General features: G+C 71.8%; 19 protein-coding genes and 1 pseudogene. 13 read left to right on the top strand and 7 right to left on the bottom strand.

Annotated elements, in window-relative coordinates; genetic code table 11:
- The first annotated feature begins 55 nt into the window (after positions 1-55).
- Positions 56-889 carry a helix-turn-helix domain-containing protein gene (locus ACWG52_RS00330; protein ID WP_453127404.1) on the top strand — a complete coding sequence of 278 codons (834 nt, stop codon included), beginning with the start codon at positions 56-58 and terminating at the stop codon, positions 887-889.
- Positions 890-949: 60 nt separating this feature from the next.
- Entirely contained in the window at positions 950-1,993 is a 1,044-nt protein-coding gene (locus ACWG52_RS00325; protein ID WP_389803347.1) for a methyltransferase, read from the top strand.
- A gap of 159 nt (positions 1,994-2,152) precedes the next feature.
- Here the strand turns inward: ACWG52_RS00325 and ACWG52_RS00320 are convergent, their stop codons facing one another.
- Together ACWG52_RS00320 and ACWG52_RS00315 are read right to left on the bottom strand one after the other, a co-directional pair.
- Positions 2,153-2,530: a nuclear transport factor 2 family protein gene (locus ACWG52_RS00320; RefSeq protein WP_389803125.1), complete on the bottom strand. Its 378-nt coding sequence runs from the start codon at positions 2,528-2,530 to the stop codon at positions 2,153-2,155.
- 66 nt (positions 2,531-2,596) lie between these two features.
- Entirely contained in the window at positions 2,597-2,962 is a 366-nt protein-coding gene (locus tag ACWG52_RS00315) for a DoxX family protein (RefSeq protein WP_389803128.1), read from the bottom strand.
- A 60-nt stretch (positions 2,963-3,022) separates the two neighbouring features.
- Between ACWG52_RS00315 and ACWG52_RS00310 the strand changes: the two are divergent.
- Positions 3,023-3,493: pseudogene (locus ACWG52_RS00310) on the top strand (LysR family transcriptional regulator); the annotation flags it as partial.
- 112 nt (positions 3,494-3,605) lie between these two features.
- Here ACWG52_RS00310 and ACWG52_RS00305 read toward each other — a convergent pair.
- A complete protein-coding gene (locus ACWG52_RS00305; RefSeq protein ID WP_390139154.1) occupies positions 3,606-5,570 on the bottom strand; it encodes an acyl-CoA dehydrogenase family protein in 1,965 nt (654 codons plus the stop codon).
- Between the two features lie 222 nt (positions 5,571-5,792).
- On the opposite strand from ACWG52_RS00305, the gene ACWG52_RS00300 reads away from it, so the two are divergent.
- The gene (locus tag ACWG52_RS00300; protein ID WP_390166078.1) at positions 5,793-6,104 is read left to right on the top strand and encodes a hypothetical protein; all 312 of its coding nucleotides are present in this window, start codon (positions 5,793-5,795) and stop codon (positions 6,102-6,104) included.
- A gap of 495 nt (positions 6,105-6,599) precedes the next feature.
- On the opposite strand, the gene ACWG52_RS00295 is transcribed toward ACWG52_RS00300, so the two are convergent.
- Positions 6,600-8,591: a calcium-binding protein gene (locus ACWG52_RS00295; RefSeq protein WP_390139159.1), complete on the bottom strand. Its 1,992-nt coding sequence runs from the start codon at positions 8,589-8,591 to the stop codon at positions 6,600-6,602.
- A 164-nt stretch (positions 8,592-8,755) separates the two neighbouring features.
- Complete coding sequence (locus ACWG52_RS00290) at positions 8,756-9,061, bottom strand: Tn3 family transposase (protein ID WP_453127400.1); 306 nt, start codon at positions 9,059-9,061, stop codon at positions 8,756-8,758.
- Positions 9,062-9,348: 287 nt separating this feature from the next.
- On the opposite strand from ACWG52_RS00290, the gene ACWG52_RS00285 reads away from it, so the two are divergent.
- On the top strand, positions 9,349-9,753 hold the full coding sequence (locus ACWG52_RS00285; protein ID WP_390139163.1) for a hypothetical protein: 405 nt from the start codon (positions 9,349-9,351) through the stop codon (positions 9,751-9,753).
- Between the two features lie 310 nt (positions 9,754-10,063).
- On the opposite strand, the gene ACWG52_RS00280 is transcribed toward ACWG52_RS00285, so the two are convergent.
- Complete coding sequence (locus ACWG52_RS00280; RefSeq protein ID WP_390139165.1) at positions 10,064-11,254, bottom strand: MFS transporter; 1,191 nt, start codon at positions 11,252-11,254, stop codon at positions 10,064-10,066.
- Between the two features lie 79 nt (positions 11,255-11,333).
- Between ACWG52_RS00280 and ACWG52_RS00275 the strand changes: the two genes are divergently transcribed.
- The 8 genes from ACWG52_RS00275 (at position 11,334) to ACWG52_RS00240 (ending at position 18,208) form a co-directional block, all read left to right on the top strand.
- Positions 11,334-11,723, top strand: coding sequence for a MerR family transcriptional regulator (locus tag ACWG52_RS00275; protein ID WP_389803152.1), 390 nt, complete (start codon positions 11,334-11,336; stop codon positions 11,721-11,723).
- A 335-nt stretch (positions 11,724-12,058) separates the two neighbouring features.
- Complete coding sequence (locus tag ACWG52_RS00270) at positions 12,059-12,721, top strand: DedA family protein (protein WP_390166082.1); 663 nt, start codon at positions 12,059-12,061, stop codon at positions 12,719-12,721.
- A gap of 9 nt (positions 12,722-12,730) precedes the next feature.
- Complete coding sequence (locus tag ACWG52_RS00265) at positions 12,731-13,894, top strand: sensor histidine kinase (protein WP_390166084.1); 1,164 nt, start codon at positions 12,731-12,733, stop codon at positions 13,892-13,894.
- Positions 13,885-14,529 (top strand): response regulator transcription factor, encoded by a 645-nt coding sequence (locus ACWG52_RS00260; protein WP_326750234.1) that lies wholly within the window; start codon positions 13,885-13,887, stop codon positions 14,527-14,529. Before ACWG52_RS00265 ends, ACWG52_RS00260 begins: the two co-directional genes overlap by 10 nt.
- Positions 14,530-15,140: 611 nt before the next feature.
- Positions 15,141-16,061 (top strand): ATP-binding cassette domain-containing protein, encoded by a 921-nt coding sequence (locus ACWG52_RS00255; protein WP_389803159.1) that lies wholly within the window; start codon positions 15,141-15,143, stop codon positions 16,059-16,061.
- Positions 16,058-16,882, top strand: a complete 825-nt coding sequence (locus ACWG52_RS00250; protein WP_389803162.1) for an ABC transporter permease — start codon at positions 16,058-16,060, stop codon at positions 16,880-16,882. Before ACWG52_RS00255 ends, ACWG52_RS00250 begins: the two co-directional genes overlap by 4 nt.
- A gap of 354 nt (positions 16,883-17,236) precedes the next feature.
- Positions 17,237-17,809 (top strand): snapalysin family zinc-dependent metalloprotease, encoded by a 573-nt coding sequence (locus ACWG52_RS00245; RefSeq protein WP_386093580.1) that lies wholly within the window; start codon positions 17,237-17,239, stop codon positions 17,807-17,809.
- Between the two features lie 144 nt (positions 17,810-17,953).
- Positions 17,954-18,208, top strand: coding sequence for a hypothetical protein (locus tag ACWG52_RS00240; RefSeq protein WP_390166086.1), 255 nt, complete (start codon positions 17,954-17,956; stop codon positions 18,206-18,208).
- 461 nt (positions 18,209-18,669) lie between these two features.
- Here the strand turns inward: ACWG52_RS00240 and ACWG52_RS00235 are convergent, their stop codons facing one another.
- A complete protein-coding gene (locus tag ACWG52_RS00235) occupies positions 18,670-19,305 on the bottom strand; it encodes a hypothetical protein (RefSeq protein WP_389803165.1) in 636 nt (211 codons plus the stop codon).
- Positions 19,306-19,751: the final 446 nt, after the last annotated feature.

Genomic DNA, 19,751 nt, shown 5'->3' with positions numbered 1-19,751 from the left:
CGGCGCGGAATTTTTGTCCAAGACAAGGGCCCGCGCCTTCAGCGAGCCTGGAGGCATGTCCAGAGACGACGTGGGGGACACGCCCCCGGAGCGCACCGCCGCTCACAACCGCTGGGAGGTCGCCCGCCCCCTGGGGGGAACCTCACTCGACGGCGTACGGATGGCCGGGTTCCGGGACCGTACGGGCAGCGGGTTGGACATGCGGGTCCTGCCGCAGCCCGCCGTCATCGTCGTCATCGGGCTCGGAGCAGGCCCGGTCACGGTGGAGAGCGACTCCGGGAACCGGCCGCTGAGCGGTCTCGTCGCCTCCCTCTCACCGGGTCCGGCCCGTATTCGCGGCGAGGGCGTCGAATGCGTCGAGGTGGCATTGTCACCCAGGGCCGCCTACGCCCTGCTGGGCGTTTCCCCGCTCGAACTGGACGGCTCCATCACCGGACTCGAGGACCTCTGGAGGCGGCACGCCCGGCTGCTGCGCGAGCAGTTGGCCGACACCGCATCCTGGCAGGAACGCCTCGCGCTCACGGACGGATTCCTCAGACGGAGGGCCGCCGGGGCCCCGCCCATGGCTGCCGAGGTCGCCGCCGTCTGGGACGCCATCGTGGCCGGCCGCGGGCAAGTACGGATCGGCGACCTGGCCACGTCCTGCGGATGGAGCCGCAAGCGGCTATGGGCCAGGTTCAGCGCCCAGGTCGGTCTGACCCCCAAACGCGCCGCCATGCTGGTCCGCTTCGACCACGCCGCTCGGGCGCTCCTCGCCGGCGCGAGAGCCGGCGACGTCGCCGCGGCGTGCGGATACGTCGACCAGCCCCATCTTCACCGCGATGTCCAGGCCCTCGCCGGGTGCACGCCCGGTGCACTGGCCGGCCTGACCACGTCCACCGAGACCTGACCACCCGTATCCGGACCGACCGGTGATCGGTCGACCCGAAGGAAGGAACCAAGGCCCGTGATGAACACCGAGGTACGAGCAGCACAGACGGCGGCAGGCCGGGAACTCGTCGTCCGGCTCGCGTTCGGGAGCATGGCCGCGCACACCCTGCGCGCGGCGGTCCGCCTGGAGATCGTGGAACTGATCGGCGACGCACCGCGCACAGCTGCCGACGTGGCCGCCGCGGCCGGGGCCGCGCACCAGCCCATGACACGCCTGCTGCGTGCCCTGACCGCCCTCGGCCTGCTCGCCGAAGACGCCCCCGACACGTTCTCGGTGACCCCGGCGGGCGCACTCCTCGGCCCCGGCCACCCCGACTCCCTCGCGTCGTTCGTCCGCATGTTCACCGATCCGGCGATCGTGCGCGCCTGGGAGCACCTGGAGAGCAGCGTCCGTACGGGAGAGATCGCGTTCGATGCCGTCTTCGGCACGGACTTCTTCAGCCATCTCGCCCGGCACCCCGAGCTCTCCGCGGACTTCAACACGGCAATGAGCCAGGCCACCTCGGAGACCGCCGCCGCCCTGCCACGAGCCTTCGACTTCGGCCGGTTCGCCTCGGTCACGGACGTCGGTGGAGGCAATGGCACCCTGCTGGCCGCCGTCCTCGAAGCACACCCGGTCCTCTCCGGCGTGGTCTTCGATACTGCCGACGGTCTGGCAGAGGCCGCGAAGACGTTGGCGCGGCACGGGCTGGAGGACCGCTGTTCCCTCGTCGCCGGGGACTTCTTCCAGTCGGTCCCGCAGGGATCGGACGTGTACCTCGTGAAGAGCATCCTGCACGACTGGACGGACGCCCAGGCGGTCACGATCCTGCGCCACTGCCGCCGGGCGCTGCCGCCTGGTGGTGTGGTGCTGATCGTGGAGCCCGTACTTCCCGAGGTCGTCGGCGCGCAGGACGACGGAACCTACCTGAGCGACCTCAACATGATGGTGAACGTCGGCGGCAGGGAACGTACCCGCGCGGACTTCGAGGAGGTGTGCCGCCAGGCGGCCCTGCGCGTCACGTCGGTCACCCCGCTCACGGACGCCGCCCCGTATTCCCTGATCGAGGCCGTGGCCGGCTGACCACAGCCTCCGCGCGAGCACGCTGCTGAAAGCGGCGCGCCTGGTGGAGCGGCCGAACCGCCACGGGCGAGAGCGGCGGTGGCACGGCTGCGGGGCGCGCCTGCGCAGTGGCGACGTCACACGTTCGTCCACCCGGGCCCACGCCGCGTCACCGCCCGTCTACATGGCCTCGACGAAAGGAACCCGCCACTCCGGGCCCGGGTCTGCGCCATGGGCCGTCCAGTACTCCCTTCCGCGGACGATCAGCCCGTCACGGACGGTCCAGAACGACGCCGCACGGAACACCCCGACACCCTCATGGGGAACCTCGACCTCGGAGACGACCTCGTCACCGTCGGCGACGATCCGCAGCACCCGGATCGCCCAGCCCTCCGGATACTCACGGTTCACCGCGACATAGTTCTCTCTGCCCACGATGCGTTCGGCGCTGACCGGCCACTCGACGACGGCATCCTCCGCGACCAGCCCGGCAACGCCATCCCAGTCCCGCGCCTGGATCCGGTCCCACAGCGACTGCACCACTTTCGACGACTCCATAGGACACACCCTGCCACGCACCCATGACAGCCGGGGCAGGCCGCCGCCCATGGAGTGGTGCCGCCATCAGGAACAGACGGTCAATGCCAGCGAGGCGACGGCGGTGGCGAAGTAGAAGCCGGGAAACGCGAGGTTGTGGAGCACGCGGGCGCGCAGATGGAAGGCGAGCGCGCCCAGGTAGAGCAGGACGAGGCCGCCGGCCGCGGCGGCGCCGAGGAGGTGCGGCGCTGCGTCGGAGAGGCTGAGGAGGAGGCCCGCCGCACCGGCCAGCTTGAGAGCGGCCAGCCGGGGCAGCCAGGACCGGGGGACTCCCACCTCCGCCGAGTTGGCCAGCACGCAGCGCGCCCCGGCGAGGTCGGCGGCCGCGATACCGACGTTGGCGGCGGCGGTGAGCAGGGTGACGACGAGGAGCGCGAGCGGGGTACCGGTCATGTCTCCAGGGTCCGCGGGCACTTCGGCACCGTCCAAGACCTGCTTCGATAACCTGGTGGCATGGACCTGGACACGCGCCTGCTCCGGTACTTCGCCGTGGTGGCGGAGGAGGGCAGCCTGACCGGTGCGGCGGAGAGGCTGTTCGTCTCGCAGCCTGCGCTGACCAAGCAGATCCGGCGACTGGAGGACGGTCTCGGAGTACGGCTCTTCACGCGTTCGCGGTCGGGGATGACGCTGACCGAGGCCGGTCGTGAGCTCGCCTCGCGGGTGCCCGCACTGTTGCACGACTGGGACGAGGCGGTACGAGCAACCGGTCGGGCGGCGCGGGTGCTGCGCCTGGGCTTCCTGGACGCGGGCGCGGTGGGTGCCGTTCCCGAGGCCATCGCCGAGTTCCGCCGGGCGCGACCGGAGTGGCGGGTGGAACTGCGGCAGTGCGACTGGTCGGACCCGAGCGCGGGCCTGACCCGGGGTGAGGTGGATGCGGCAGTGGTGCGTCTGCCGGATCCGGCTGCGCGACGGCCCCGGCGGCTACGGGCCCGTCGACGCGGACGGCTTCCGGGATCTGATCGTGGAGGCCGTCCGCGTGCTGGGCGGCAGGTGAACCGGCGGGCCGGCCCGCCGTAGCGATGTGGGCCCGCTGGGCTCAACCCAGGAGATCGGGCGCGCGCAGCATCTCGGGCGGGATGTCCCAGGCGTCGACCAGGTCGAGCGCGAGCGGCCGGACCTTGCGGCACAGGTCGTTCACCTCGCGGCTGATCGTCTTCGAGCGCTGCACGGTCAGTCGACCGTGCTCCATGAACCAGGCCCGGTCCGCCTCGATCGTCGAGAGGGCGAACAGATCGCACAGCAAGGCCAGTGCGACCTTCTCGTCGCCCTCGGGCATCGCGCGTACCTTCTCCACGAACGCCTCCGTCACCAGCCGCTCGACGTGGGCGCGGGCGAGCGCGACGACGTGGTCCTGCACCTGTGAGAAGACCGCACCCGGGTCGCGCTTCTGGTCGGTCCCGCTCTTGATCCGGCGGGCCAGGCCGGCCAGCATGTGCTCTTCCCGGAAGCGGACCATGGCGAGCTGGTAGTCGGAGTCGAGCAGTCCGGCTTCCCGGTCCCATTCGTCGCCGCCGGGCAGCAGATCGCGTACGCGTTCGAGCAGCTTGTGGACGGAGGTCCGCTCCAGGAGCGTTTCGACGGCGAGGCCGGTGACGAAGCGAACCATGCCCGCCTGGTCGAGGTCCTCGAACGCGCTCGCCTGATCGGTGAGCAGCCCCTTGGCGACGAGCTGCAGAAGGACGTGGTTGTCGCCTTCGAAGGTGGTGAAGACGTCGCTGTCGGCCTTGAGCGCGGCGAACCGGTTGACCGCGAGGTATCCGGCGCCGCCGCAGGCTTCGCGGCACTCCTGGACGACCCGGGTGGCGTGCCAGGTCGCGAGTGCCTTCAGCCCCGCGGCGCGGGATTCGAGGCGGCGCCGCTCCTCGGCGTCGTCCGTGATGCCGGAGAAGACGTCGTGCAGCTGTGAGCGGACCACGTCCTGGGCGAAGTGCAGCGCGTACGTCCGGGCGATCAGCGGCAGCAACCGCCGCTGGTGCAGTCCGTAGTCGAGCAACACCTGTTCCTCGGTGTCCGAGGCCGCCGAGAACTGCCGCCGCCGCTCGGCGTACCTGGTGGCGACCGACAGGGCTACCTTGGAGACGCTGATGCCGGCGCCGCCGACGCTGACCCGGCCCTGCACCAGCGTGCCGAGCATCGTGAAGAACCGCCGGTGGGGGTTGTCGATCGAGCTCTCGTAGACGCCCTCCGGGCTGACGTCGGCGAACCTGTTGAGGAGCGCCTCGCGCGGCACCCGCACGTCGTCGAACCGGATCCGGCCGTTGTCCACGCCGTTGAGCCCCATCTTGCGGCCGTCGTCCTCGATGAGGACGCCGGGCGCGGGCTCGCCGCCGACCCGGACGGGTACGACGAAGGCGTGCACGCCGTGGGACTCCCCGGCCACCTCCAGCTGCGCGAAGACGACGGCCAGCTCGGCGTGGCGGGCGGCATTGCCGATGTAGTCCTTGCGCGCCTCGTCACCGGGCGTGGTGATGACGAACTCCTGGCGTGCGGCGTCGTACCGGGCGACCGTGCCGAGCGCCTGGACGTTGGAGCCGTGCCCCGTCTCGGTCATCGCGAAGCAGCCCATCAGCTCGCCCGTGATCAGCCTGGGCAGATGGGCGTCGTGATGGCGCCGGGTGCCGAGGTGCAGGATCGCGCCGCCGAAGAGACCGAACTGCACGCCGACCTTCACCAGGACCGACAGATCGCCGAAGGCCAGTGTCTCGAACGCGGCGATCGAGGCACCGACGTCGTCGCCACCGCCGTAGGAGGCCGGGAAACCCATACCGGTCTGCCCTGTCGCGGCCATCTCGACCACGACCTCCCGCACCCGCTCGCGGAACGCGTCGAGGCCGAGCTCTTCGGCTTCTTCGAGAATGGAGGCGTGCCTGCACAGGTTGTTCCGTACGAGACGCCGGATCTCCGCGTACTCGCCGTCGAGCACGGCGGACAGTGCCTGGACGTCGATGTCGGGCTGTACATAACCGGTCGTGGTGGGGATGGAGGTGTTGTCGAGAGCCATGTGGCTTGGCTACCCCGCCGCGAAAGGATCAACCAGGGGTGACGGAGAGGCAGGCGATCAACGACGGTGCCCACTCCTTCCGCAACCCCGCCGACCACTTCGCCCGGCCGACCGCCCGCCTCGCCCAGCTCGCCACCGCACTCAGTGCCTGATCCACGTCCCCGCGGTGCTCCTCTGCCGACGCGGTCCGGGTCCATGTAGCGTCAGGGCCAGGGGGATCGGATGAATTTCGACGAGAACGAACCGCAGTCCGTTCGCGAGCAGCGCTTCGCCGCAGAACGGGCCGAAAGCAGAGCGGCACGCAAGGCTGCGTCACTCGATCTGTGGGGAGCCCACGTCGGCGCGGTGATCGTGACCATCGCTGTGGTCCTCCTCGGCTGGTACGGCAAGCTGGTCGCCCCGGGCATTGTCGGCGGAATCTTCATGCTCTGGTTCGCCGCAGCCCTCGCATGGGCCTACGCCGACGGGGACCATGGCCGGCACGCACTCCAGCACGCGTACAACATCACCTTCGGATGGGGCGACGGGGTCTGAGCGCTGCCCCGAGCAGGGCAGGACAGACGTGCTGGAGTGGAGTTGACGGTCCGCAGGTGTGGGTGAGAGGTATCGGCGGTACCCGGCTTCCCCACCCCGGCCGGCCCGAACGCTGGGCCGCACCTGCCAGGGCGTGCAGCCGGGGTCTTCCCAACTGGCTGATACCTGCCCACCGCCCGTGGTGAGAGGGGGCGCGAATGCTCGGAACGCCCTGACCGCTCCGCATCCGGGTGGAAGCGGAGGGCGCCGAGGCCGTCCGCCGCCGGGCCACGACCGATCGTTACCGAACTCGGGGGAGGGGCGCGGGGACAGCCGGGCCGCGAGCTGCGCGAGACTCCGGGGTGTCGGGGTGGGGCGACTTCGGGGGCCGTCCTGCGGTGTGTGGGTCCTCGCCTCTTGACCCGTCATGGCCCGCAGGCCCGGCGGGGCCGCGCCCCGGCGCCGGCCGGGGTTCCGCCCGGCCGGCGCTGGTGGGGGTGTGCGGTTGGTTGTCCGTCAGGGGCAGCTGATGCGGGTGTCGCCGCTGTCGGTGGTGCAGGTGTCGACGCCGGATCCGCCGTTGGCGGTGTCGTTGGCGCTCACGCCGTCGGTGGTGGTCAGGCGGTCGTTGCCGTAGTAGCCGGTGAGGACGTCGTTGCCGCGGTCGCCGTTCATGGTGTCGTCACCGAAGCCGCCGTCGAGGTTGTCGTTGCCCGGGCCGCCGTGGACGGTGTCGTTGCCGTAGCCCGCACGCACGGTGTCGTTGCCGGAGAGCGCGCAGATCACGTCGTTGCCGTAGCCACCGGTGAGGGTGTCGGTGCCGGACGTGCCGACGATCGTGCAGCCCCGGGCGTTGTTGACCGAGGTGGTGGCGGTGGCGCTGTTGTCGCCGGTGTTCGGGTCCTGCGGGGAGCCCGTCACGGACGCGGTGTCCCGCAGGGTGCCGGTCGTGCGCGGTTCGGCGGTCACGGTGACCGTGGCGCTCGCGCCGGGGGCCAGGCTGCCCAGGGCGCAGGTCGCGCCCGTCGCGGTGGTGGAGCAGGTGCCCTGGGAGGGCACGGCCGAGATCAGGGCGCCGCCGGCTCCCGAGAGGGCGTCGGTCAGGGAGACGCCCGTCGCGGTCGCCGTGGAGGAGGCCGCGTTGGTCACCCGGACCGTGTACGTCGCCTGGTCGCCGATGCTCACCGTCGCCGTACCGGACTTGGTCACGGACAGGTCCGCCGACGGCGGCGGGGGCGTGGTGCCGCCACCGCCGAGGTAGCGGGCCACGCCGCGGTCGGCGGCGAGGCTGTTGGCCTGACCGACGACCCCACCGGCGACGATCTTCCCGTCGGCCTGCAAGGCCACTTGGGAGGCCTGCTCGGAGGGACCGCCGAAGTCGGTCGTCAGCCGGCCGTCGCCGTCGAAGGAGGTGTCCGCGGCGCCGTTGGTGTTGTACCGGGCCAGCGCCCAGTCGCCCGCGTACCGGCCCGCGACGACGATCCGGCCGTCGGACTGCAGGGCGACGTCCGCGGCGTCGGCGATGTCCGGTCCGAAGCTGGTGGTGACCCGGCCGGCGCTGCCGAACGTCGGGTCCACGGCGCCTCCGGCGGTGAATCGCGCCAGCCCGAAGACATTGTCATCGCCGGTCGCGACGACGATCCGGCCGTCGGACTGCAGGGCCACGCCCCGGGCCCTGGCCCCGAAGCCGGGGGCCGCCCGGCCGTCGCCGTCGAAGGTGGGGTCGAGGCTGCCGTCGGTGTTGTAGCGGGCGAGCGTGACGCCGCCGGGACCGGCTCCGGCGACGACGACCCGGCCGTCGGGCTGGAGGGCCAGGTCGGCGGCCGACGCGAAGGTTCCGCCCGGGAAGGTGGTGACGGCCTTGCCGTCGCCGTCGAAGGTCGGGTCCAGGGAGCCGTTGGCGTTCCAGCGGACCACGACCCAGCTCGCGAGGCTCTGGCCCGCCGCCACGATGCGGCCGTCGGGCCGCACGGCCACGGTCATGGCGGTCTCGATCGCGTCCGGGTCGATGTCGGTGACCGCCCTGCCGCCGGTGCCGAAGGTCGGGTCGAGGCTACCGTCGGGGTTGTAGCGGGCGGCCACCCAGTCGCCGTAGCCGGCGATCGAGGTGGACCCGCCGACCGCGATGATCTTGCCGTCGGGTTGCAGGGCCAGGGCCCTGGCCTCGTCGTTGTTGAAGTCGAAGTCGGTGTTGACGATGCCGTCGCCGCCGAAGGTCGTGTCCAGGCTGCCGTCCGCGTTGTGGCGCACCAGCACGAAGTCGCCGCTGGTCTCGTCGAAGTAGCCGTCGCCCACCGTGATGATCTTGCCGTCGGGCTGGACGGCCATGCCCGAGACGTTCTCGTAGCCGGTCACATCCGTGACGACCTTGCCGTCGCCGCTGAAGGCGGAGTCCAGATCGCCGGGAGCGGCCGTGGCCGCCGTAGGCAGTCCGAGTACGAGTGCCAAGGCGGCGGCGCCGGCGGCACCGGCGCGCCCGGCCCGGCGCCGCGGGGAGTACTGGGGCATGCGCGAACCACTTCCGTCCGTCGGTTCCTTGGGCTCCCCAGCTTTCTGCGACACCGGGTCGGAACGGGGCCGCGGCGGGCCGGGGCTGCGCCCACTGGACCGCCGTGTTCCACCCTCAGGAGTGACGGACCGGTCATCCGAACGGGGCCCGGTACGGGCCGCCGTCAGCCGTAGCGGCCGGCGAACCAGGCGGCCGCGGCCCGCGTGTGCAACGGGAACGCCAAGGGGCCGGGGGAGAGCATGCGGATCAGGTCGTGGCCGCGGACCTCGCCAAGTGTCAGGGAACCGGCCACCCCCAGCATGTCGCCCCAGTGCGCGCGGATGCGGTCCAGGCGCACGGTGTGCCGGGAGATGTCCTGCGGCGGCCCGTAGTCCGCCCCAGGCGTGGGTGCGGCACAGGCGGGACTCGGATATCCGCATGCATCCCTACCGAGCTCGCCCCCCGTCCGGGACCGGCCGGAGGCACGCACCGGGCCGCTGACCGTGTGCGCCCAGACCTCTCCAGGCCCAGGACCGCATCGACCTCTACGCCGCGCTCGCCGGCCCCGTACGCGGCTATCCGCCGCAGCCGCAGCCGCGCCCGTCTTGGCGGATGCGGGAGCGCGACGGATCTGAGCTCACCCTGGACGACGCCGTCACTGCCTACGCGCGACTGGGTGCCCGGGGAGCCGCTGTCGGAAGCCGCCGGCACCACGGGGCCACCACCGGTGACAGCCGTCACGAAGACGAGGTCAACCGTTCGGTTAGATTCACCTGCATGAACGTCACTCCTATGAACTCATCGGCCAAGGCGTACGACACGGAGTTCCGAGTGCGGGGGCTACGCGAACAGGGCTGGGGCCGTGGCCTGATGGTCGTGGCCGTACTCATCTGGCTGTGGCTCGGGTACTTGCTCGTGTTCCCCTTCAGCGTCGACGGCCATCGCGGTGCTGTCGAGTGCAAGTCCCGCGCCTTCCACGAGACCGGATACCTCCGCGAGTCCTACCTCGTCGACGAAGGCGACACCTGCGACGGCGCGCGCGACTGGGGCCCGATCACCGCCGGCCTGCTGCTCTCTCTCCCCTTCGCCATCGGAGGTGCCGCCCTGTTCGTGTCGGGTACCGCGGCGGTCCGCACCGCCGCGTACGCCGCGGACATCGCCCGCCTGAACATCGACGAGTAGTCCGGGGGCCCCAGGGGTACCGAAAGAGGAACTCAGGGGTCCGGTCACCGATTGCCACCGGCCTCACCGACCCGGTGGAGGCGGTCGCCCGCGCCGTCCGGGCGCGCTGGCCAGGTCCTGCGCAACCATGCGGGCGACCCGGGGGAGCCCGAACAGCACCGAACTGGCCCTCACCCCTCTGGACGGGGCTTGCCCACGATGTGCAGAGGCGCGCCCAAACCAGTGAAGTACAGGCTTGCCCGAGGGGCATGGAGGCCGGCCCAGGCCGCAAGATGCCTCATCAGGAGGCTACGCGGCGAATGAACGGGAATCAGGTGGCGATCGGAGCTTCGTGCTCGGCATCCTTCGCCGACGCCCGTGCCCGTGGCAGGACGAGATAGGTCAAGGCCAGCCCGATCAGGCTCAGTACCGCTCCCGCCAGGCCGGTCCACCGCAGAGCATCGGCGGCGACGATCGCGCCGCCGATGACCGAGCCGGCTGCTGCACCGAGGTTGAAGGCGCCCACGTTGACGGAGACCGCCAGATTGGGGGCGGCGCCCGCGTGGTGCAGGATCAGTCCCTGCAGCGGGGCGATGGTCGCGGTGGCGAGCAGGCCGAGTACCAGGACTGCTGCCACGGCGGTGGGCTGCCATGCCACGGCGAACGGGACGAGCAGGAGCGTTCCGGCCAGCCCGCCGAAGACCCCGCGTACGGTGGCGCTCATCGACCTGTCGGTCAGCTTTCCGGCGGTGAGGTTGCCGAGGAAGCTACCCGCGCCGTAGGCGAGCAGCAGACCGGAGACCGCCGTGGCGGAGAAGCCGGAGACGCGGGTCAGCAGCGGGGCGATGTAGGTGAACACCGTGGCGACCCCGGAGAAGCCCACCGCGGTGGTGGCGATGGCGAGCATGACCGGTCGACGCGTCACCACGCGTATCTCGTCACGCAGTCGCGTGGAGGGTGCTTCCTGCCGGGGCAGTACGGCGGCCAGGAGCGCGGTGCCCACCAGGGACAGAACGGTCAGCGCGGCGAACGGAGTCCGCCATCCGGCGCCCTGACCGAGCAGTGCCCCCAGGGGCACTCCGAGGAGCGTGGCCACGGTGAAGCCGGAGGCCACGGTGGCGATGGCCGAGCCCGTCTTCTCAGCCGGTACCACCCGAGTGGCCGTCACCAGCGCCAGGGCCAGGAAAGCCGCGTGGCTGAGCGAGGACACCACGCGGCCCGCAAGGAGCAGGCCGAACGACGGCGCCACGGCGCTGATCGCGCTGCCCGCCGCGAACAGCAGCATCAGCCCGATGGCGAGGCCCTTGCGCGGCAGACGCGAGGTCAGCAGGGCCATGAGCGGCCCTCCGATCACGACTCCGAGCGCGTACGCGGTCACCGCTTGCCCGGCGGTTCCCACAGAGACATTGAGATCAGCGCCGACTTGGGGCAACAGCCCGGCGATCAGGTACTCCGAAGTACCCACGACAAAGACGCTCGCGCACAACGCGGCGAGCGTCGCGAAACCCTGGTTCACCTTCATGCCGCAGACGCTAAAGTCTCATATCGGTATGAGAGTCAAGTCGAACGGGCAAAGCCCACGCGACCATCAGGAGGTCCCTGTGCGCATCGGTGAGCTGTCCCGACGGACCGGCGTGGCCGTACACCTGCTGCGCTACTACGAGGAACAGGGTCTGCTCCACCCGCAGCGGCGCCCCAGCGGATACCGCGCATACGTCGAAGAGGACGTCGCCATCGTCCGCCGCATCCGCAGCCTGCTGGCCGCGGGCCTGGGCACCTCGACGATCACCACAGTCCTGCCGTGCCTGCGGGACACCGGCGACCGACTCGTCCCCACCTGCTCGGACCTGCTCGCCGACCTCCACCAGGAGCGCGACCGCATCGCTCAGGCCATCAGCGACCTTCAGACCTCCATGGACGCACTCAATGACGTCATCGCCGCGGCCCCGGCCGACGTCACGCGCAGGGCACTGGCTTCACTCGACGCGTAACGAATCGGCTCTCACGAACGACCCTTTACCGGAGCAGGGTCAAGAACGGTCGGCGGGGGCGGTCCGAAGCGCCGATTCGCTGTCGCAACTCGGTCATGACGAGCCCTCGAACAGCACCCGTGTCCGAAGGGGACGCCCGGCCGACTCCAGCAGTTGACCGTCACGCGGTGTCTACGCCGGCAGGCCAATGGTTCGCGGGCGCCGTCGCGGCCCTGCGGTTTTCCGCAGGGCCGCCGGGCGGGAACGCGCATACCGGCCGCGAGCTGCGGTTCCTAGGTTGGGGAGGGTCGTCCGGCGGGTCCGCCGGGGGACCTTCCCTGAGACCTGGAGGACTCATGACGCCGTTCTCGACCACTCTCGCCCAGGAGCCCGCCGGCGGCATCGCCGGCTGGGCGGCCGGGCTCGTCGACACGCTCGGCGGGCCGGGCGCGGGCCTCGCCATCGCCCTGGAGAATCTGTTCCCGCCGCTGCCGAGCGAGGTGATCCTGCCGCTGACCGGCTTCGCCGCCGGGCAGGGCGTACTGAGTCTCGCCTCCGCCCTGTTCTGGACGACGCTGGGTTCGGTGGTGGGCGCGCTGGCCCTGTACGGGATCGGGGCGCTCTTCGGCCGGGAGCGGATGCACGCGCTGTGGGCGCGGTTGCCGCTGGTGAAGGTCTCGGACCTGGAGCGGACCGAGGCGTGGTTCCGGCGGCACGGCGCGAAGGCGGTGCTCCTGGGTCGGATGGTGCCGATCTTCCGCAGCCTGATCTCGGTGCCGGCCGGGGTGGAGCGGATGCCACTCCCTCTCTTCCTCCTGCTCACCACCGTGGGCAGCCTGGCCTGGAACAGCGTGCTGGTCCTCGCCGGCTACGCCCTCGGAGACCGTTGGGAACTGGTCGAGTCGTACGTGGGCGTGGCCTCCAAGGCCGTCGTCGTCCTGGTCCTCGCGGCCGGCGCTACCTGGCTGACGGTACGACTCCGGGCCCGCGGGGCGGCCGCCCGCCACCGGCGTGCATAGGGTGGGGGCGTGAGCGGGGGCGAACGGGGCGGCGCGGGAACGCGGTTGGCGGTCCGGCGGACGGTGGGGGTGCTCGCCGGATGCCTGACGGCGCCGGTCGGCCTGCTGTACCTGCTGTTCGCCGGGGTGCCGCTCGGAGCCTTCCTGCTGTGGCCGCGCACGCGGCCGTACGCCCTCGGGGTCTTCGGCTCCGGCGCCCGGCGGCTCGTGGACGTGGAGCGCAGGCGGCGGACCTGCTTCTTCGGCGACCGGTTCCCTGAGACGTACGGGGGAGAGGGCGTGGTCCGGTATTTGGCGGTCCGGTCCTGGTCGGGGCTCATGTGCGGGGTCGTCCTGGCGCTGCTCGGCTTCGGCCTGGTGCTTGCGGGGATGCTGGCCGGCGGGGTGGTGCGCGGGACCATCGGGACCGCGGAGCTGCTGACGCAGCTGGTCCTCGGGGGCGTCCTGCTGTTCCTCGGTCTCCAGGGGCTGTTCGCGCTGACGGCGCTCGACGCCCGGCTGGCCAGGGAGTGCTTCGGGCCGTCGGAGCGGGAGCTGCTGCGGCGCCGGATCGACGAGCTCTCGGTCAGCCGGGCAGCCGTCGTACGGGCGGTGGATGTGGAGCGGCGGCGGATCGAGCGGGATCTCCACGACGGGGTGCAGCAGCGTCTCGTGGCGCTCGCGATGCTCATCGGGCGGGCACGCCGGGGCGGCGGGCGGGATCCGGAGCGCGCGGCGGAGCTGCTGGGCCAGGCGCACCGCGAGGCCCAGGAGGTCCTGGCCGAACTACGCGAGGTGGCTTGGCGGGTGTACCCGTCGGCGCTGGACAGCCTCGGCCTGGAGGAGGCGCTCGGCGGGGTGGCGCAGCGGTGCGGGCTGCCACTGCGGATCGCGTACGAGGTGGCGGGGCCGCTCCCACGCCCGGTGGTGACGGCCGCGTACTTCGTCGTCTCCGAGGCCGTCACCAACGCGGCCAAGCACTCCGCCGCCTCGGCCGTCTCGGTGCGGGTCGCGGGGCCGCCCGGCGGCCCGCTCACCGTGCGGATCGAGGACGACGGTCGGGGTGGCGCGGATCCGGCGGGCAGCGGCCTGACCGGGCTGCGCGGACGGGTCTCCGCGCTCGACGGCGTCCTGCGGATCGACAGCCCCCTCGGGGGACCTACCACCATTGTCGCGGAGCTGCCGTGCGTGTGATCCTGGCCGAGGACTCGACCCTGCTGCGGGAGGGCCTGGCCCGACTCCTCGTGGAGGAGGGGCACGAGGTCGTTGGGGCGTTCGGCGACGCGGTGACGCTGGTCGCCGAGACGGAGATGCTCCGCCCCGACGTGGCCGTCGTCGACATCCGGATGCCGCCGACCCACACCGACGAGGGGCTACGGGCGGCCGTCGAGATCCGTGAACGGCTGCCCGGTACCGGCGTCCTGGTCCTCTCCCAGCATGTCGAGCGGAGCTACGCGGCCCGGCTGCTCGCGGCCGGCGCGGAGCGGGTCGGCTATCTGCTGAAGGATCGGGTGGCGCAGGTCGAGGAGTTCCTCGACGCGCTGGAGCGGATCCACGCGGGTGGTGCGGCGATCGACCCGGAAGTCGTGCGGCAGTTGGTGGTGCGCAGCGCGCACGCCGATCCGCTGGCCCGGCTGACCCCGCGTGAGCGGGAGGTGCTCCAGGTGCTCGCGGAGGGGTGCACGAACACGGCCATCGCGCGGCGGCTGCACCTTTCGCTGAGCGCGGTGGAGAAGCATCTCAACTCGGTCTTCGACAAGCTGGAGCTGCGCGGGACCGAGGGTCACAGCCCCCGGATCCTCGCGGTGCTGCGGTATCTGGAGGCTTGAGGGCTGGTCCGGTGTCGGTCCGGGGCGGCGGCAGGACGGCGCGAGCGGGGCAGATCCTTCCCTCGGCGATCGGGCGCGCTCCGGGCGATCGGTCGAAAATTGCTGCGCGAGCCGGTCGCGTACCGGGTGCACCCACGCGAGACCTTCATGGCTCAGCGCGTCCTGACCCCCGCCGGCACCCGCGGTACCCGCGGAGGGGGGCAGGACGCGCAACGTCGCATGCAGAGCGGACAGGTTGAAGGCGTGGCGGAGCGCCGGTCCGGTGGCGAAGCCGATACGAGTGGGCCGGGGCGACACCGTGGACCGTGCCCGATGACCGCGGAGTGCCCTCACCAGCAGACCCACCACGAGGACGAGGAGGGCACACCCCCGCCCAGGCGATCGTCTTGGTTCTCCTCATCAGCGGCGTGCCCCCGTCTCGGGAGCAAGGCTGCGGTGCGCGACACGCACAGGCAGCGGGGTGATCGTCATGAGGTCCACGCCGCGAGACCGACCGGCCAGCCGCCCGCGCGGCATTGGCCCTGGGGCGTACGCCCACGGGCCGATCCGACCGCACGATTGCCTCCCTCAGCCCCATGTCCGGACGGCGTCCTCCCGGCAGTGTGGGTGCCGTGATCGAAGTCAACGAACTCACCAAGCGCTACGGCCGCAAGACGGCTGTCGACCATCTGTCCTTCACCGTGCGGCCGGGTCAGGTCACCGGATTCCTCGGCCCCAACGGAGCCGGCAAGTCCACCACCCTGCGGATGATCCTCGGCCTGGATACTCCCACCACCGGCTCCGCCACGGTCAGCGGCGTCCCGTTCCACGCCCACCCGCGCGGACTGCGGCACGTCGGCGCCCTCCTCGACGCCGGACAGGTCCACGGCGGACGCAGCGCCGCCGCCCACCTGTCCGCCCTGGCGCGCAGCAACGGCATCCCGCGGCGCCGGGTGGACGAAGTGCTCCAGGAAGTGGGGCTGGCCGAGGCGGCGAGCCGTCGCATCGGCGGATTCTCCCTCGGCATGAAGCAGCGGCTGGGGATCGCCACCGCCCTGCTCGGCGACCCGCCCGTGCTCATGTTCGACGAGCCGATCAACGGCATGGACCCGGAGGGCGTGCTCTGGGTACGCCGGCTCTTCCGCCGCCTGGCCGCCGAGGGACGTACCGTCTTCCTCTCCAGCCACCTGATGTCCGAGATGGAGAACACCGCCGATCAACTGGTGGTCATCGGCCGCGGCCGCCTCATCGCCGCCGAGTCGCTACGAGACTTCGCCGCCCGCGGCACCCGTCGAAGCGTCGTGGTCGGGACACCACAGGCCGCCGAGCTGGCAGCCGTGCTGACCGCGGCGGGCGCCACGGTCGAACCCGAAGGCTTGGCGGGCGCCGAGAAACTCGCCGTGACCGGGCTCCCGGCGGACCGAATCGGAGCGCTCGCCTTCGAGAACCGGATCCGCGTGGACGAGCTGACCACCCACACCGCCTCCCTGGAGGCGGCCTTCATGGCACTCACCGCCGACAGCGTCGAATACCAGGCAGGACAGCCCCGATGACCACACTCGCCCCCGTCCTCCCGACCGCCCCGGTCACCGGGCCACCCGCCCGTTTCCGCGACCTGCTCGCCTGCGAGTGGATCAAGATGCGGTCCCTGCGCTCCACAGCGTGGACGATCGCACTCACCGTCCTGTTCGTCATCGGGTCCTCCGCCGTGGCCACGTCCGCGGACCACACCGCCCGCTCCGGCCCCGCCGACTTCCTGCCCTACGCCGCCTATCCGCCGGCGGGCTACTGGACGCTGATACTCGTTGCAAGCGGCATGGGCGCCCTCACCGTCGTGAGCGAGTACAGCAGCGGCCTGATCCGTACCACCACCGTGGCCGTCCCCGCCCGCGGCTCGGTGGTGCTGGCCAAAGCCGCCGTGACCGCCGCGCTGTGGACCGCGGTCGGCACGCTCATCTCCACCGGTTCCTTCCTGATCTCCCAGGCCATCCTCAGCGGGCGGCACGCCGGGGTCCCGCTCACCCACCCCGGTGTGTTCCGGGCGCTGGTGGCATCCGCCCTGCTGGCCCCGGTCTGCGCGCTGATCGGCCTGGGCCTCGGCGTCCTGCTCCGACACAGCGCGGCGACCATGGTCACCACCATCTTCACGCTGCTCATGCTGCCGCCCATGTTCTCGGAGAGCGATCGCTGGTCGGCGGACATCAACCACGCGATGGTGTCGGCTGCGTGGAAGCGCCTGGTCCAGAGCTGGGAGCCCGATCCCGGATCCCTGGGATACACCGGCACGGTCACCGGCTCCTGGATCGTGTACGCGCTCTGGCCGCTGATCGCGATCGCACTCGCCGTGCTCGTCGTCAGGCGCCGCGACGTGTGAGCGTCCCTCCAGGACGCAGGCGTACAGGCACGGGCCTTCGAGGACGGTGGCGGGCATGCGGCCGGGTCCCGATCGGCCATCCACCGTCTCGACCGCGCGGTGACCGAGGCCGGGCTGGATGCCCAACTACGGGAGCCCCTGGACGGTGCCGCCCACTGACCGGGCATCGGCTGGAGTACCTACGGGAATTGGCTGGCAGGTGCATGACGTGTTTGTGGGTTGCGGGACTACCTTCTTAGAACTCCGGAGAGGCGGCTGTCCGAACTCGCGGGCCACAGGCGGTCGGTGGCGGCGTCTCCAGTGCCCCGGCTCCGCCGAGGAGCCGGGTCCCCCCACGCATGAAGGAAGACGACCATGTCTCTGGGCACCTGGCTGAAAGTCGGCACCTCCACCGCCGCGCTGGTCCTTGCGGCGGCAACCGCCGCGACCGCGGCACCCGCGACCGTACCGGATGCCACCGCAGCGGTAGTGACACTCCGCTATGACGACAGCAGGGCCGGAGGCTGGGAAGCGGCCATCGCGGCCGGGGTCGCCTCCTGGAACGCGAACGTCAGTAACGTACGGCTGGTCGAGGCCGCGCCCGGAGCCCGGGCCGAGATCGTCATCGTGGCCACCACCGGCTGGCCGCAAGCCACCCTCGGCCCGGTCCGTCCGGGGCGACAGGTCCGCGTCGAACTCGGCGCGCAGGCCGTGAGCCAGGGGTACGACAAGACGCGCATCGCCGCGCACGAGCTGGGCCACAGCCTGGGCCTCCCGGACACCAAGCCGGGGCCGTGCACCCAGCTGATGTCCGGGTCCAGCGCCGGGACGGCCTGCACCAACGCCGTGCCCAACGCGACGGAGCGGTCCCGCGTGCAGAACGCGTACGCGAACGGGCTCGCGGCAACGGTGCCGACCGACGGCCGGGTACTCATCGACGCCCCCTGACGGGCGGGTCGGCGGGTGGGCCGGTACGGAGCCTTGGCTGGGACGGGATTCCCGGAAGGCGGCCGTGCCGGTCCCCTGCCGCGGCCGCATCGGGAGGCGGGTGCTCTGGTCGGCTCACGCAGGTGGCTGCTGCCGGCCGCTCGCATGCAGCACCTCGGGAAGAGCGACAGCACCCACACCGTCGCCCGCGACCTGACCCGGCTGACGGCCGACTCCTCCGGGCGGCAGGCCACGGGCCCGGCCCTGGTCGTCCGTCCGGCGAATGCGGCCCTCGCCGCCCTGACCACCCCCGCTCGGCGCGGCGGGGACCTCCCGGCGCTGGATCTCCCCGGCCGAGGCCAGTTCCCGCTCGACCACCACCCCCGCCGCGACGTGGCCGGTAGCTCCCGGGGCCCGTGAGGCGCCTACGGCGGCCGACGGGAGGCCGGGTCGTTTCGCCGGCGCCGGCCGTTGGTCAGCACCGGCACGACCCGGCCGCCGGTGTGCTGGATCGGATCGCCGCCCAGTTGGGCCGGAGACCGCCTGCCCGCTGTGCGACGACGGCTTGTCCGCCGAAGCGGTGGCCACCGCGCTCGGGACGCTCCCAGCACCCGACGACCGCGATCATCGACGCGCAGACGATCAAGGCCGCAGGTCACAAGGGTCTGGGCGGTCCCCCGGTTGCCACGGCGAACTCGTGCCGTGGAGCCGCCGGACCCTCGGCCTCGACCTGGAGATTTCCGACCGCCCCAGCCGCCGCAAGATCCAGGGCCTCAAGGACATCCCCAAACGCCGGATTGTGGAACCACCCTGGCGTGGATCACCCGGCGCGGCCTCTGCCTCTACGACGCCCCGGCCATGGGGGCGGGGTAGACGGGCGGTCAGTGTTCGAGGTCGGCGCGCATGGCGGCGAAGAGGCGGGCGGCGTCGTCCGGGGTCGTCCGGGGGAAGAGCGCGACGGCGGCGGTGGTGGTGTCGGACCAGCCGCAGATGACGTCGGTGGCGTTGGCGGACTCGGGCAGGCTGAGGCACTCGAGGGATCCGCCGAATGGGCCGGGCTCGTACGGCTTCGCGGTGGTGGGGGTGCCGGTGGAACCGTTCTGCAGCGCGTAGTCGATCAGGCCGCGCCAAAGGTGCTCGCGGCGCTTGTTCGGGTCCTCGGGAACGTTGTCGACGCCGATGAAAAGGATGCGGCGTCCGGAGGTCTGCCCGGCACGGTTGTAGTCAGCGACCACCAGGTGCATGCCGTCACGCATCTCGCCCGGGTCGACCGGGACGTCGGAGACCGCGCCGGCACCGGTGGCCTTGGTGAGCCCGCCGGCGGTGGCGGCCTCGGCCAGCGTGCGCTTGCCCGAAGCGGCGGGCGAGGTGGAGGAGGCAGGCGCGGAGACAGTGGCGGAGGAGGCGGGAGAGGCGGGAGGTGCTTCGGCTTCGGCTGCGGGGTCGCAGGCGGTCAGCGTCAGCGTGGTGGCGAGGGCGATCGTGGCGAGGAGGGTGCGGGGACCACGGATGGGCATGGCGGAGGCTCCCGGGGTGTGGTGGTCGGCCGGGCTGCTGGGCCCGATGACCGCACGCTAGTGGCCGACTGGGCGGGTGCGTGCCCCGAGCCCAATTCCCTTACAGCACCGGGACATGGCGGTGACGCAAGAGCCTGGTGATGACGGGCACGGTGTTTCGAGTGGTGCGGGACACGGCCGGTGGGTATTGGTCGGATGACGGTCACACGGCGCTGTACCGGCGCCGTTGTGCCGGCGGGGACGCCGTCACCCAGGCCGCTGCCATGCCCTCGCGCCCGTGCCGGCCCCCGCGCCCGCACCCGCCGCACCCGGCGCTCCTGCTTCTGCGCCGCGGGTGCGGGAAGCCGTCGATCCGTCAGAACACGGCTGAGATCCAGGATCGGCTGAAGAATCCGCTGCCCAACCCCCGTCGAGAGCGTTCCAGGTGTCATCGGTACGGTTGGAAG

It is taken from the genome of Streptomyces sp. CLCI03 (assembly GCF_053615355.1).
Note: the sequence above shows the minus strand (reverse complement) of the source record. Positions and strands in the feature narration are given on the sequence as shown.